We start from the raw sequence: 14,139 nt of genomic DNA, 5'->3' as shown, positions 1-14,139 counted from the left end.
TTCGATTTTCGAGTTAGGGGGTTGGGATGTCGCGTTTTTGGAAGGTCAGTAGGGCCAGGGTCAGGAGGGCGGCTGCTGCGGCGGTCAGGGCGGCCAGCGGGGTCGCCGACCAGTCCTGGCCGAGGACCTGTGGGGTGTGGGTGAACGGGGAGAGATCCAGCGCCCACTGGTCCAACTCCAACACCGCGCCGAGCTGACCGAGCAGCAGACAACCGGCGAGCACCGCCCAGGCACCCCCGGAGAAGCGGGGCAGCCAGCCGACCAGCAGCGCCGCCAACCCGGCCAGCACCCAGACCGCGGGCACCTGGGCCAGCCCGGCACCGAGCAGCCGCGGCAACTCGCCGCCGACGTCGGAGACGCTGAGCCCGTAGGCCAGCCCGGTGGCGAGCCCGGCAACGGCCAGCACCACCGCCGGTCCGAGCAGCGCGAAGACCAGATGCGCCGCCAGCCAGCGGGCCCGACTCACCGCCGTCGCGAGCAGCGGTTCGACCCGCCCGGCGGTCTCCTCCGCCCGCGCCCGCAGCGCCGCCTGGATGCCGTAACCGGCGGCGGCCAGCGCGGTCAGGCTCAACGTCCCACCGAGGTACGCCTCAGCGAGCGCCGAGCTGCCACCGAGCCGGGACATGATCTCGGCGAGCTGCTGGTTGCCCTGCACGGCGTCACCGGCAGCGTCCGCCGCACCGCCGAGCACCAGGCCGAGCAGCCCGAAACCGACGGTCCAGCCGAGCAGTTGGCCCCGGTGCAGCCGCCAGGCCAGGCCGAACGGGCCGGCCAGCCCCGCACCGGCGGTGGCCGGTCCGAGCCGGGACGGGAACACCCCCGCGCCGAGGTCACGGCGGACCGAGACGGGGTACGCGACGAGCGCGACCACCGCGCTGAACAGCACCGGCAGCAGCAGCACCCACCAGCGCTCATCGGCGTAGGCACGACCCCGTGCCGCCCAGCCCAGCGGTGAGAGCCAGCTCAGCCACTCGGCGCTCCCGCCGGAACCACCGGCGTCGCCGCCCAGCCGCAGCACGAAGGCCAGCCCGAGCGCTCCCACGCCGATCCCACGGGCACCACTCGCGCTCTCGGTGAGCTGTGCGGCCAGCCCGCCGACCGTGGCGAAGACGACCCCGGTGAGCGCCACGCCGGCGCCGAAGAGCACCGAACCCGCGCCGGGCAGGCCGGCGGCGACCAGGCCGCCGGCGGTGAGCAGGCCGAGCAGCACATTCGCGGCGTACGTCACCAGCAGCGCGGCGGTCAGCCCGGCGTAGCGGCCCAACACGGTCGCGCCGAGCAACTCCCGCCGACCGGCCTCCTCCTCGGTGCGGGTGTGCCGGACCACGGTGAGCAGGCCGATCAGCCCGACGATCAGCGCCAGGAGGCCGGCCCGCTGGACGGTGAGGGCACCGACGCTGTCGCCGTACACCGGGCCGAGCAGGGCGACGATCGAGGGGTTGCTCGCCGTGCCGGCCAGGTACGCGGCCCGCTCGTCGGCGGTCGGGTACAGCCCGGCGTACGTGCTGGCGTAGCTGGCCGGCAGCACGGCCAGCAGCAGGATCCAGATCGGCAGCAGCACCCGGTCCCGGCGCAGGATGAGGCGCAGCAGATGCCCGGTCCCGGTGAACGCGCTCGCTGTGCTGCCTTTCGTTCGCGACTGCGGGGCTCGATGGCCTGGCTCGGTCCGCACGCTCACGATCGCACCGCCGACTCGGTCTGGTAGTGCCGCAGGAACAACTGCTCGAGTGTCGGCGGCTGGCTGACCAGACTCCGTACGCCGATCTCGGTGAGCCGGCGCAGCGCCGCGTCCAGCGCGGCGTTCTCCACGTCGAAGCGCACCCGGTGCCCGTCCACCCGCAGGTCGTGGACGCCGGCGAGGTGACCCAGCCCGTCCGTCGGGCCGGTCAGCTCGGCCTCGATCGAGGTGCGGCGCAGGTGGCGCAGCTCGGACAGGGTGCCGGTCTCCACGTCCCGCCCGTGGCGGATGATCGTCACCCGGTCGCAGAGCGCCTCGACCTCGGCCAGGATGTGGCTGGAGAGCAGCACGGTGCGACCGTCGGTCTTGGCGCGGCGGACCCAGTGCTGGAACACCTCCTCCATCAGCGGGTCCAGCCCGGAGGTCGGCTCGTCCAGGATGAGCAGTTCGGCATCCGAGGCGAGGGCTGCCACCAGGCCGACCTTCTGTCGGTTGCCCTTGGAGTAGGCCCGCCCCTTCTTGCGCGGGTCCAGCTCGAAGGAGTCCAACAGCTCGGCCCGACGGCCCGGGTCGAGCCCGCCGCGCATCCGGCCGAGCAGGTCGATGACCTCGCCGCCGGAGAGGTTGGGCCAGAGCGTCACGTCGCCCGGCACGTACGCCAGCCGACGGTGCAGGGCCACCGCGTCACGCCACGGGTCACCACCGAGCAGGCGGACGACCCCCGCGTCCGTCCGCAGCAGTCCGAGCAGTGCCCGGATGGTGGTCGACTTGCCGGCGCCGTTCGGGCCGAGGAAGCCGTGCACCTCGCCGGCACGGACGGTCAGGTCGAGACCGTCGAGCGCCCGGGTTTGGCCGAAGGTCTTGACCAGGCCGGACACCTCAATGGGAGTTTCCATATATCGGAAGCTACACTCGTTTCACAAAGTTGTGAAGACTGTGAGATCCGGGGACCATCGGGGCCACACGACAGGCAGGAGAGATCGTCATGGCAGCCGCTGACGCCCACGACCCGGTGCACCTCTTCGTCGAGCGGATGGCGTTGGCCTTCGCCGAGGTGGGTTCCCCGCGGATGGCCGCCCGGGTGCTGTTCACCGTGATGAGCTCGGACGACCCCCTCACCGCCGCCGAGATCGGCGAGCGGCTCGGGGTGAGCGCGGCGGCGGTCAGCGGCGCGGTCCGCTACCTCACCCAGTTCGGCATGCTGATCCGCGAGCCGATCCCCCGGTCCCGCCGGGACCGCTACCGGATGCCGGACAACCCCTGGTACGAGGCGACCATCACCAAGACCATGATCTACAAGACGTTCATCGACGTGGCGGAGGACGGAGTGGCCGCCCTCGGGGCCGAGACGCAGGCCGGTGAACGGGTGGCCGAGATGCGCGACTTCTTCATCTTCGTGCAGGAGGAGATCGACTCACTGCGTGAGCGCTGGCGGGCCCGGCGGGCCGCCACCGGCCACCTCAGGCCCGGTGAGGCCTGAACCTCAGGCCGTGTTGCCCCAACGGGCCTGCTCAAGCATCCGTACCGCCCGGTCGCGGGCCTCCGAGTCGTCGGAACGGAGCAGGGTGGTCGCCTCGTCGACCGCGTCGGTGAGCCTCCGCCACTGCGTGTCGCGCTCCCGGACCAGGTCCGACTGGGTGGCCAACTGCCGGGTCTTCACCCACAACTCGACGAAGACCGACACCTTGGCCCGCAGCACCCACGGGTCGAACGGCTTGGTCAGATAATCCACCGCGCCCACCTGGTAACCCCGGAGGGCCAGCTGGGCGTCCCGGTCGGCGGCGGTGAGGAAGATGATCGGCACGTGCCGGGTCCGCTCCCGGCGCTTGATGTGGCTCGCCGTCTCGAAGCCGTCCATGTCCGGCATCTGCGCGTCCAGCAGGATCACCGCGAAGTCGTCCACGAGGAGCTGCTTGAGCGCCGCCTCACCGCTCTCCACCGCCACGGACTGGACCGGCAGGCCCTGGAGGATCGCCTCCAGGGCCGTCAGATTCTGCCGCCGGTCGTCCACGAGCAGCGCCTTGGCGATCTGGGTCACGAAGTCTCCTCGGTCCGGCTGCCGTTGATCCAGGACGACATCAACTCGATCAGATCGTCCAGGTCGACCGGCTTGGTGATGTAGTCGCTGCCCCCGGCAGCGAGCGCCGACTCACGGTCACCCGGCATCGCCTTCGCGGTCAGGAAGACCACCGGCAGGTCGGCGAACCGGTGATTGCGGCGAATCTGGCGGGTGGTCTCATAGCCGTCCTGGTCGGGCATCATCGCGTCCATCAGCACGATGTCCACCTCCGGATGCTCGGCCAACAGGCGGACACCGTCCGCCCCGTTGTCCGAGTACAGCACGGTCATCCCGTGCAGCTCCAACGCGCTGGTCAAGGCGAAGACATTGCGTACGTCGTCATCCACGATCAACACGGTGGCGCCGTCCAGTTGGCGGGTGGCCGGTGCTTCCGGGCGCTCCGACAGCAACTCCAGCGGCGGCATCAGCAGCGACGACGGCAGGCCGGCGCGCTGCGGAGACGGGAGCTGGGGCGCGACCACGGCATCCGGGGCCAGCACCTGCGGCACGAACAGGGTGAACGTCGAACCCTGGCCGGGCGCGGACGACACGGTGATCGTGCCGCCGATCAGCCGAGCCAGATCGCGGCTGATCGACAGGCCCAGGCCGGTGCCGCCGTAGCGGCGACTGGTCGTGCCATCGGCCTGCTGGAACGCCTCGAAGATGATCGACAACTTGTCGTCGGAGATGCCGATCCCAGTGTCGATCACGGTGAACGCGATCACCTGCTGCGCGTTGGTCAGCGCCGGCACGTCGAAGACCGCGTTCTCCGCCGCCGGAGCGATCCGCAGGGTCACCGCACCGTTGTCGGTGAACTTCACCGCGTTGGACAGCAGGTTGCGCAGAATCTGCTGCAACCGCTGCGCGTCGGTCACCAGCGCCGGCGGCAGATCCTTGCTCACCCGTACCTGGAAGTCCAGGTTCTTCTCCTCGGCCTGCGGCGCGAACGCCTGCTCGACGTAGCCGCGCAACTCGGCGAAGCGAATCTCGGTCGGCTCGACATCCATCCGGCCCGCCTCGATCTTGGACAGGTCGAGGATGTCGTCGATCAGGCGCAGCAGGTCCGAGCCGGACCCGTGGATGGTCCGGGCGAACTCGATCTGCTTCGGGCTGAGGTTCTGCTCCGAGTTCTCCGCCAGCAGGCGGGCCAGCAGCAGCAACGAGTTCAGCGGCGTACGCAGCTCGTGGCTCATGTTGGCCAGGAACTCCGACTTGTAGGCCGAGGCCCGGGTCAGCTGCTGCGCCTTCTCCTCCAAGCCCAGCCGCGCCAGCTCGATCTCCCGGTTCTTCGTCTCGATGTTGCCCTTCTGCTCGGAGAGCAGAGTGGCCTTCTCCTCCAGCTCGGCGTTGGTGCGCTGCAACTCCGCCGACTGTTCCTGCATCTCGTGCGCCAGGCGCTGCGACTGGGCCAGCAGCTCCTCCGTACGCCGGTTGGCCTGGATGGTGTTGACCGCGATGCCGATGGTGAGCACCAGCCGCTCCAGGAACGACAGGTGCAGCTCGGAGAAGGCCGACACACTGGCGAACTCGATCACCCCGAGCAGCTCACCCTCGAACAGCACGGGGAGCACCACCAGGTCGGACGGGGGTGTCTCGGCCAGACCGGAACGCAGGGTGAGCCGGCTGTCCGGGGAGGCGCTGACCCGGATCGTGCGGCGGGAGAGCGCGGTCTGCCCGACCAGCCCCTCACCCGGCCCGAAGGTGACGTCGTGCCCCCGCGCCACGTACCCGTAGGAGGAGGTCAGCCGCAGCCGCATGCTGCCGTCGGTGTCGTCGGCCAGGAAGAAGGCACCGAGCTGGGCGTCGACCAGCGGAGTCACCTCCGTCATGATCATGCGGCAGACCTCGCCGAGGTCGCGCTGACCCTGCAACAGGCCGCCGATCCGGGCCAGGTTGGAGTCCAGCCAGCCCTGCTCGGCGTTCTTCTTGGTCGTCTCCCGGAGGGTGACGATCATCTGGTTGATGTTGTCCTTCAGCTCGGCGACCTCGCCCTGCGCCTTGACCGCGATCCGCTGGGTCAGGTCGCCCCGGGTCACCGAGGTGGACACCTGGGCGATGGCCCGGAGCTGCGTGGTCAGCGTCGAGGCGAGCTGGTTGACGTTCTCGGTCAGGTCGCGCCAGGTGCCGGACACGCCCTTGACCTGCGCCTGACCGCCGAGCTTGCCCTCGATGCCGACCTCACGGGCCACCCGGGTCACCTCGTCGGCGAACGACGACAACTGGTCGACCATCGTGTTGACGGTCGACTTCAGCTCCAGGATCTCGCCCTGGGCGTCCACGGTGATCTTCTGCGACAGGTCGCCCTTCGCCACCGCCGTGGTCACCGACGCGATGTTGCGGACCTGGCTGGTCAGGTTCGACGCCATCGAGTTCACGTTGTCGGTCAGATCCCGCCACGTACCGGAGACGCCCTTGACCTGCGCCTGACCGCCCAACTTGCCCTCGGTGCCGACCTCACGGGCCACCCGGGTCACCTCGTCGGCGAACGACGACAACTGGTCGACCATCGTGTTGACAGTCGACTTCAGCTCCAGGATCTCGCCCCGCGCGTCCACCGTGATCTTCTGCGACAGGTCACCCTTCGCCACCGCCGTGGAGACCTGGGCGATGTTGCGGACCTGCGCGGTCAGGTTCGACGCCATCGAGTTCACGTTGTCGGTCAGGTCACGCCAGGTGCCGGCAACGCCACGCACCTGCGCCTGACCGCCCAACTTGCCCTCGGTGCCCACCTCACGGGCCACCCGGGTCACCTCGTCGGCGAACGACGACAACTGGTCCACCATCGTGTTGACCGTCGACTTCAGCTCCAGGATCTCGCCCCGCGCGTCCACCGTGATCTTCTGCGACAGGTCACCCTTCGCCACCGCCGTGGTCACCGAGGCGATGTTGCGGACCTGGCTGGTCAGGTTCGACGCCATCGAGTTCACGTTGTCGGTCAGGTCCCGCCACGTACCGCTGACGCCCTTGACCTGGGCCTGGCCACCCAGGTTGCCCTCGGTGCCCACCTCGCGCGCCACCCGGGTCACCTCGTCGGCGAACGACGACAACTGGTCCACCATCGTGTTGACGGTGTTCTTCAGCTCCAGGATCTCGCCCTGGGCGTCCACGGTGATCTTCTGCGACAGGTCGCCCTTCGCCACCGCCGTGGAGACCTGGGAGATGTTGCGGACCTGGCTGGTCAGGTTGCCGGCGAGCTGGTTGACGTTCTCGGTCAGGTCCCGCCACGTGCCGGACACCCCGCGCACCTGCGCCTGGCCGCCCAACTTGCCCTCGATGCCCACCTCACGGGCCACCCGGGTCACCTCGTCGGCGAACGACGACAACTGGTCCACCATCGTGTTGACGGTGTCCTTCAGCTCCAGGATCTCACCCTGCGCCGCCACCGTGATCTTCTGCGACAGGTCACCACGCGCCACCGCCGTGGAGACCTGCGCGATGTTACGGACCTGGGCGGTCAGGTTCGACGCCATCGAGTTGACGCTGTCGGTGAGGTCCTTCCAGGTGCCTGCCACGTTCGGCACCTCGGCCTGGCCGCCCAGGTTGCCCTCGGTGCCCACCTCGCGGGCCACCCGGGTTACCTGCTCGGCGAAGAGCCGCAGGGTGTCGGTGAGATAGTTCATCGTGGCGGCCAGTTCGGCGACCTCACCCCGCGCGCCGACCGTGATCTTCTGCGACAGGTCGCCCTTCGCCACCGCCGTCGCCACCTGCGAGATCGACCGCACCTGGCCGGTCAGGTTCGACGCCATGGTGTTCACCGAGTCGGTGAGGTCCTTCCAGGTGCCGGCGACGCCCCGCACGTCGGCCTGGCCGCCCAGCTTGCCCTCGGTGCCCACCTCACGGGCCACCCGGGTCACCTCGTCGGCGAACGACGACAACTGGTCCACCATCGTGTTCACGGTGCGCCCGATGCGCAGGTACTCACCACGCAGCGGCCGGCCGTCGATCTCCAGCGCCATGTGCTGCGACAAGTCGCCGTCGGCGACCGCCACGATGACCCGGGCGATCTCGGTGGTCGGTCGGCCCAGGTCGTCGATCAGCGAGTTGATGGCCCGCTGACCCTCCGCCCAGGAGCCGTCCAGCCCCTCATCGTCGAGCCGCTCGGTGAGCCGGCCGTCGCGACCGACGATCCGGCTGATCCGCCGCAGGTCCAGGTACTGCCGCTCCTGGGACGAAACCACCTCGTTGAAGGCGTCCGCCACCTCACCGGCCATGCCGGCGCGGCGGGGAAGCCGGACCTTCAGGTCGCCGCGACGGACCCGTCGCAGTGCCTCGGTCAATTCACCGAGGAGCGCCTCGTGGTCGGCTGCGGACGAATCCGCCACCGACTGCTTCGCCGTGGTCATCATTCCTCGCTCAACTTTGGGGGCTGCCGGTCCGTGCGGACACACCGGCACCCCATATTGTGCCCGCGCGCGCCGTAGTGCCAGGGCTCGCGACCCGCCAGGTCGCCCCGATTCGACATCGGATCCGCCCGATCGACGCCGGGCTGACACGTCACGTTCCACACCTCGCAGCGGCGTCCAACCCGCCCGACGGACGCATCGAGTGCGGTCGCCCCACCGGGTTACCTTCTTCTCGTCCCGGGCGGAGGGGACACGCGAATGATGATCGGCTTGGCACCTGGTGGGGGGACGGTAGAGGATACGAGGGTGTCAGCCGAGGCGGGGCCCGCGACGGCCGGAGCCCGGGACGGGGCTTTCCGGCGCGTCCGCCTGCCCGCCGACCGCCGCACACCGGCCGCGGCCCGCGCCGTGGTCCGCTCGGTGTTGACCGAGTCACACCTGGACGAGCTGGCCAACGAGGCCCTCCTGCTCACCACCGAGTTGACCACCAACGCCGTCGAGCACGCCCGCACCGAACTGGACATCGAGGTCGTCGCCGACGCGATCGGGCTGACCGTCACCGTCTCCGACTTCGCACCCGGCTCCGGTGACGAGCTGACCGTCGGCGCCCGCAACGACTCCGCCGAGATCGACCAGGTCTCGGAGCGGGGCCGAGGCCTGCTGCTCGTCGACCACTTCGCCAGCCGCTGGGGCACCACGTACCTGCCCACCGGGAAGGGCGTCTGGTTCCGGCTGGACCGGCCCGGTGCCGACCCGCCGGCCGGAGGCACCGCCGGTGGCGACCCTCCGGTGAGCACCGACCGGTCCGCGCCGAGCGCCAGCGCGATGAGCGAACTCATGCAAACCGCCCCCGACCTGTACGCGGACGACCCGCTGCCCGACTTCGCCACCAGCCTGCTCAGCCGGGTCGCCGAGATGGTGGGCGCGGCCGGCGGCACGATCCGCCTGGACCGGGGCGACGGGCAGGGCCGGCAGGTGCTGGCCCGCTTCGGTCGGCCACCCCGCCCGGACAGCGAGCTGCTCCGGGTGCCCCTCACGGTGCACCGCCCGTACGGCGGGGAGCTGGAGTTGGACGCCGCGCCGTCGGCGTACGCCCGGCCGTTGGCGGTGCTCACCGCCGAGCGGCTGTCGCTGCACCTGGAGAACGACAGGCTGCGCAGAGCCGACGTCCGCCGGCAGGTGTGGCTGACCTTCCTGGCCGAGGCGAGCGAACTGCTCGCCCAGTCGCTGGACGTCGACCTGACCATGGCTCTGGTCCCGCAGTTGGTGGTGCCGCGCCTCGGCCAGTGGTGCGCGGTGCACACCGCCGACGAGTGGGGTCGGCTCCGGCTGGCAGCCGCCAGCCACGCCGACGAGTCGATGCTTCCGCAACTGCACAAGGTGCTGGCGGAGACCGGGCAGGATTCGATCCAGGCCCGCCTGCGTGAGGCGTCACGCAGCGCGGCGCAGATCCCTCTGGGCGGGCCGATGGAAGGTTTCGCGGTCCCTCTGATCGCGCGGGGGGAACGGCTCGGCACCCTGGCGGTGGGGCGGCACCAGCGGCACCGGCACGACCCGGACGAGGTGGCCGTCCTGGAGGACGTGGCTCGGCGGGCCGCCTTGGCCATCGAGAACGCCCGGATCCACGCCGAGCGCCGCCGCGTGGCGCAGACGCTTCAGCAGTCCCTGCTGCCACCGGTGCTGCCGGTCGTGGACGGGATCGGCTTCGCCGCCGAGTACGTCCCGACCGGTGACGACGCGGAGGTGGGGGGCGACTTCTACGACGTGGTGCCGCTGCCCGACGGGCGTTGGCTGGTGGTGATCGGCGACGTCTCCGGCAAGGGTGTCCAGGCCGCCGCGGTGACCGGGCTGGTCCGCGACGTGATCCGGGTGCTGGTCGGCGACGGCAAACCGTTGCCGGAGGTGTTGGCGCGGCTCAACGAGACGCTCGTCGAGCGGGGTGGCGGGCGATACTGCACGTTGGCGCTGGCGGCGGTCGGGCCGGGCCAGGGCGACCAGCTGGACGTGTCGCTGCACCTGGCCGGGCACGACCAGCCGGTGCTGCTGGCCGGAGCGGGCGGCGCCGGATTCGTCGGCACCGGTGGCACCGCGCTCGGTCTGCTCGACACGATCACCTCGCCGACCGCGAAGATCGTGCTCTCTCCGGGCGATTCGCTGATCTTCTACACCGACGGCGTCACCGAGCGGCGGCGCGGCCGGGAACTGTTCGGCACGGACCGACTGCGGGACGCGGCCGCGCCGCTGGCCGGGTATTCGGCCGACGTGGTAGCCGCCAGGCTGCGCTCCGCCGCGATCAACTTCTCGGCCGAGCCGCCCCGGGACGACATCGCCATCCTGGTGCTCCGCAACGACGCGATCTGACCGTCCCCTACCTGACGGTGGCGGCGTCAGAGGCCGCCCGGGAGGCGCCCAGGGGCGAGCCGGTGCTGCGGATCGAGGTGCTCCTTGGCCGCCCGCAGCTGAGCCAGGCCGGCCAGTTCGCCCCAGAGGTCGACGGCCTGGCGGACCGCCGCGGGAGCGGAGACCACCACGCAGCGACCCTGCCGAGCCAGCAACACCCCTCGGACGGCGGCCAGGATGGACGCCACCCGGCCGGGAGGCAACGCTCCAGGCAGTGCCGCGTGCACCACGCCCAGCCCGGCGGACCCGCGCACCGGCACCGGGGCGCCGGCGGCGTCGCGCAGCGCGTAGACGGCGGCGTGCAGGTCGCCGATCGGCACCTCCAGGCGCAGCGCCGTGTCGCCCGGCGCGAACGGGTATTTACGCCACCACGTCGGCGCGGAGTGGGCGGCCGTCGCCTCCCCGTGCAGCAGGCCGACCAGGCGCTCGGCGCGTTCGGTGACGTCGGCGCGGCCACCCTCGAGGAGGACCACCAGGCTGCCCGCCCGAGACGGGATGCCGGCCCGCCCGGACATCGACGGGTGGCGTTCCCAGGCGGTGGCGGCCGGGTGGCCGGGCGGATATGGCGTACGGGGTCGGGGGGTGCCCCCGGGCAGATCCAGCTCGATGGCCGCCGGCTCCAGGCGGGCGGCGAGGATCGTCCGGACCAGGTCGTGCACCTCCAGCGGTGTCCACACGGGGCGGGACACCCAGAGCCGGCTCGCCGGCAGCGGCTGCGCCCGCAGACTCGCCGAGACCAGCACACCGAGCGCGCCCTGGGAGCCACAGAGCAGCCGGGCCAGGTCGAGACCGGGTGCGCCACCCCCGGCGCTGACCAGCTCACCGTCGGCGGCGAGGTAGCGGACACCGAGCAGTTGGTCGCACGGGCTGCCGTGGCGGTGGCGCAGCGGGCCGGCCTCGCCTGCGGCAAGCACCCCGCCCAGGGTCGCGCCGGGTGACGGCGCGTCCAGCGCCAGCCGCTGACCGGTGCGCTCCAACGTGGCCTGCACCGCCCGCAGTGGAGTGCCGGCACCCACCTCGGCCACCGGGTCGCCGACCCGCTCGTGACCGATACCAGCCAGCCGGCCGGTGTCGAGCAGGATGTCGACCTGGACGGGCGTGGCACCCCAGTCGATCTTCGTGCCGGCACCCCGGGGCACCACCGCCAGATCGTGCGCGGCAGCCAGCCGCAGGACCTCGGCCGCGGCGTGCGGACCGCCCGGCACCGCCACCCAGCGCGCCGGCCGCCCCGCCACCTCGTCGGCCGGACCCGCCAGCCGGGAGAACGGTGGGCCGCAGATCGCCGCCAACCGCCGGGTGATCTCGAGGGCTCCGGATCGGCCGAGTGAACTCGCTGCTGCCGCCATGGCGCACATCGTACATGTGTTCTAAAGGCATGGTGGTGACTATCGGGATGGCGCTGGTCCGGCGCACGACACGTGCCGGCCGGTAACGTGGCCGCCGTGACCACCGAGACTGCCCCGCCCGCGGCGAAGCGGGTGCCCAGCGAGCGCACCCACCACGGCGACACCGTCGTCGACGAGTACGCGTGGCTCGCCGCCAAGGACGACCCGGAGACGATCGCCTACCTGACCGCCGAGAACGAGTACACCGACGCGCGTACGGCGCACCTGGCCGCGCTACGCGAGGAACTGTTCGAGGAGACCCGCCGACGGACCAGGGAAACCGACCTGTCCGTACCGACCCGCAAGGGTGGGTACTGGTACTACACCCGCACGGTCGAGGGCCAGCAGTACGGGGTGCAGTGCCGGCGCGCGGTCCGCGACGGTGAGACCGACCCGCCGGTCAGCGCGGACGGCGCCCCGCTCGACGGCGAGGAGGTGCTGCTCGACGGCAACCTGCTGGCCGAGGGGCACGACTTCTTCTCGCTGGGCGCGTTCGACGTCAGCCCCGACGGTCGCTGGCTGGCCTACTCCACCGACTTCTCCGGCGACGAGCGGTTCACCCTGCGCGTGAAGGACCTGACCACCGGCGAGTTGCTGCCGGACGAGGTCCCGGACACGTTCTACGGCACCGCCTGGTCGACCGACGCGTCGGTGCTGTTCTACGTGACCGTGGACGACGCCTGGCGCCCGAACCGGGTCTGGCGGCACACCGTCGGTTCGGCCGCCGCCGAGGACGTGGTGGTCCACCAGGAGGACGACGAGCGGTTCTGGGTGGGCGTGGAGCTGACCCGGTCGGAGAAGTTCATCCTGATCGACGTCCACAGCAAGGTGACGAGCGAGGTGCTGGTGATCCCCGCCGGCAACCCGACCGGCACACCCGCCGTGATCGCACCACGCCGGCAGGGCGTCGAGTACGCCGTGGAGCACCACGGCCACCGTTTCCTGATCCTGCACAACGACGGCGCCGAGGACTTCGCGCTGGCGTTCACCTCGGCGGACGTGCCGGGCGACTGGGTGCCGCTGATCGAGCACACCCCCGGCACCCGACTGGAGGCCGTGGACGCCTTCGCGAACCACCTGGTGGTGTCGCTGCGCACCGAGGGGCTCACCGGCCTGCGGGTGCTGCCGGTGGGCAGCGACGACGCCCACGACATCGACTTCCCCGAGCCGCTGTACAGCGTCGGGTTGGACGCCAATCCCGAATACCGCACCGGGCAGGTCCGCCTGCGCTACTCCTCGCTGATCACCCCGGATTCCGTCTACGACTACGACCTGGTCACCCGGCAGATGGTGCTGCGCAAGCAGAAGCCGGTGCTGCCCGGGCCGGACGGGCGGCCGTACGACCCGACCGAGTACGAGCAGCACCGTGACTGGGCCCTCGCCGACGACGGCACCCGGGTGCCGATCTCACTGGTCTGCCGGGTCGGTACCCCCCGGGACGGCTCCGCGCCGTGCGAGCTCTACGGCTACGGCTCGTACGAGGCCAGCATGGACCCGTGGTTCTCGGTGGCCCGACTGTCGCTGCTGGACCGGGGCGTGGTCTTCGCCGTGGCACACACCCGCGGCGGCGGTGAGCTGGGTCGGCGCTGGTACGACCAGGGCAAGCTGCTGGCCAAGAAGAACACCTTCACCGACTTCGTCGCCTGCGCCCGGCACCTCGTCAAGGCCGGCTGGACGGCCAGCGACCGGCTGGTCGCCCGGGGGGCCTCGGCCGGCGGCCTCCTGATGGGCGCGGTGGCCAACCTGGCACCGGACGCGTTCACCGGCATCGTCGCGCAGGTGCCGTTCGTGGACGCGCTCACGTCGATCCTCGACCCGTCGCTGCCGCTGACCGTCACCGAGTGGGAGGAGTGGGGCAACCCACTGGAGGACCCCGAGGTGTACGCGTACATGAAGTCCTACACGCCGTACGAGAACGTGGCCGCGGTGGACTACCCGGCGATCCTCGCGGTGACCAGCCTCAACGACACGCGGGTGCTCTACTCGGAGCCGGCGAAGTGGATCGCCCGGCTGCGGGCGACCGCCCCGGAGGGCGACTACCTGCTCAAGACCGAGATGGGTGCCGGGCACGGTGGCCCGAGCGGTCGCTACGACGCCTGGCGTGAGGAGGCGTTCATCAACGCCTGGATCCTGGACCGCATCGACCGCGCCTGACCCGTCAGGCCGACATGATCACGCTCGATCCTGTCGGCCGCGCCTGACCCGCCGAGTCGGCATGATCACGCTCGATCCCGGAAGTAGTGGCCTCGACCGTCCTTGGGCTCAAGTGGTTGT

The 14,139-nt window shown here is 71.1% G+C and carries 8 protein-coding genes; 3 read left to right on the top strand and 5 right to left on the bottom strand.

The window, feature by feature from the left end:
- Nucleotides 1-13 precede the first annotated feature (13 nt).
- Both C7C45_RS31470 and C7C45_RS31465 read right to left on the bottom strand, forming a co-directional pair.
- Nucleotides 14-1,678, bottom strand: a complete 1,665-nt coding sequence (locus C7C45_RS31470; RefSeq protein WP_244200664.1) for an ABC transporter permease — start codon at nt 1,676-1,678, stop codon at nt 14-16.
- Nucleotides 1,675-2,574 (bottom strand): ABC transporter ATP-binding protein, encoded by a 900-nt coding sequence (locus C7C45_RS31465; RefSeq protein ID WP_110568319.1) that lies wholly within the window; start codon nt 2,572-2,574, stop codon nt 1,675-1,677. The genes C7C45_RS31470 and C7C45_RS31465 overlap by 4 nt, the downstream gene beginning before the upstream one ends.
- Before the next feature lie 89 nt (nt 2,575-2,663).
- On the opposite strand from C7C45_RS31465, the gene C7C45_RS31460 reads away from it, so the two are divergent.
- Nucleotides 2,664-3,158 (top strand): GbsR/MarR family transcriptional regulator, encoded by a 495-nt coding sequence (locus C7C45_RS31460; RefSeq protein WP_110568318.1) that lies wholly within the window; start codon nt 2,664-2,666, stop codon nt 3,156-3,158.
- A gap of 3 nt (nt 3,159-3,161) precedes the next feature.
- Here C7C45_RS31460 and C7C45_RS31455 read toward each other — a convergent pair whose 3' ends face one another.
- Together C7C45_RS31455 and C7C45_RS31450 are read right to left on the bottom strand one after the other, a co-directional pair.
- Entirely contained in the window at nt 3,162-3,716 is a 555-nt protein-coding gene (locus C7C45_RS31455; protein ID WP_110568316.1) for a response regulator, read from the bottom strand.
- Nucleotides 3,713-8,080, bottom strand: a complete 4,368-nt coding sequence (locus C7C45_RS31450; protein ID WP_110568325.1) for a HAMP domain-containing protein — start codon at nt 8,078-8,080, stop codon at nt 3,713-3,715. The genes C7C45_RS31455 and C7C45_RS31450 overlap by 4 nt, the downstream gene beginning before the upstream one ends.
- A gap of 306 nt (nt 8,081-8,386) precedes the next feature.
- Between C7C45_RS31450 and C7C45_RS31445 the strand changes: the two genes are divergently transcribed.
- Nucleotides 8,387-10,441: a SpoIIE family protein phosphatase gene (locus C7C45_RS31445; RefSeq protein WP_110568313.1), complete on the top strand. Its 2,055-nt coding sequence runs from the start codon at nt 8,387-8,389 to the stop codon at nt 10,439-10,441.
- Between the two features lie 26 nt (nt 10,442-10,467).
- On the opposite strand, the gene C7C45_RS31440 is transcribed toward C7C45_RS31445, so the two are convergent.
- Nucleotides 10,468-11,826: an FAD-binding oxidoreductase gene (locus tag C7C45_RS31440; RefSeq protein WP_110568311.1), complete on the bottom strand. Its 1,359-nt coding sequence runs from the start codon at nt 11,824-11,826 to the stop codon at nt 10,468-10,470.
- A gap of 96 nt (nt 11,827-11,922) precedes the next feature.
- Between C7C45_RS31440 and C7C45_RS31435 the strand changes: the two genes are divergently transcribed.
- Entirely contained in the window at nt 11,923-14,019 is a 2,097-nt protein-coding gene (locus tag C7C45_RS31435; protein WP_110568323.1) for a S9 family peptidase, read from the top strand.
- Nucleotides 14,020-14,139: the final 120 nt, after the last annotated feature.

It is taken from the genome of Micromonospora arborensis (assembly GCF_003205615.1).
In the GTDB taxonomy this organism is placed as follows: domain Bacteria; phylum Actinomycetota; class Actinomycetes; order Mycobacteriales; family Micromonosporaceae; genus Micromonospora; species Micromonospora arborensis.
The sequence above is the reverse complement of the archived record's forward strand: the minus strand, read 5'-3'. Positions and strand labels throughout refer to the sequence as shown.

What these genes read in the sequence shown, in the direction of transcription:
- C7C45_RS31465 (WP_110568319.1), bottom strand. Translation starts at nt 2,574, where the DNA reads ATGGAAACTCCCATTGAGGTGTCCGGCCTGGTCAAGACCTTCGGCCAA.
- C7C45_RS31460 (WP_110568318.1), top strand. Translation starts at nt 2,664, where the DNA reads ATGGCAGCCGCTGACGCCCACGACCCGGTGCACCTCTTCGTCGAGCGG.
- C7C45_RS31450 (WP_110568325.1), bottom strand. Translation starts at nt 8,080, where the DNA reads ATGACCACGGCGAAGCAGTCGGTGGCGGATTCGTCCGCAGCCGACCAC.
- C7C45_RS31440 (WP_110568311.1), bottom strand. Translation starts at nt 11,826, where the DNA reads ATGGCGGCAGCAGCGAGTTCACTCGGCCGATCCGGAGCCCTCGAGATC.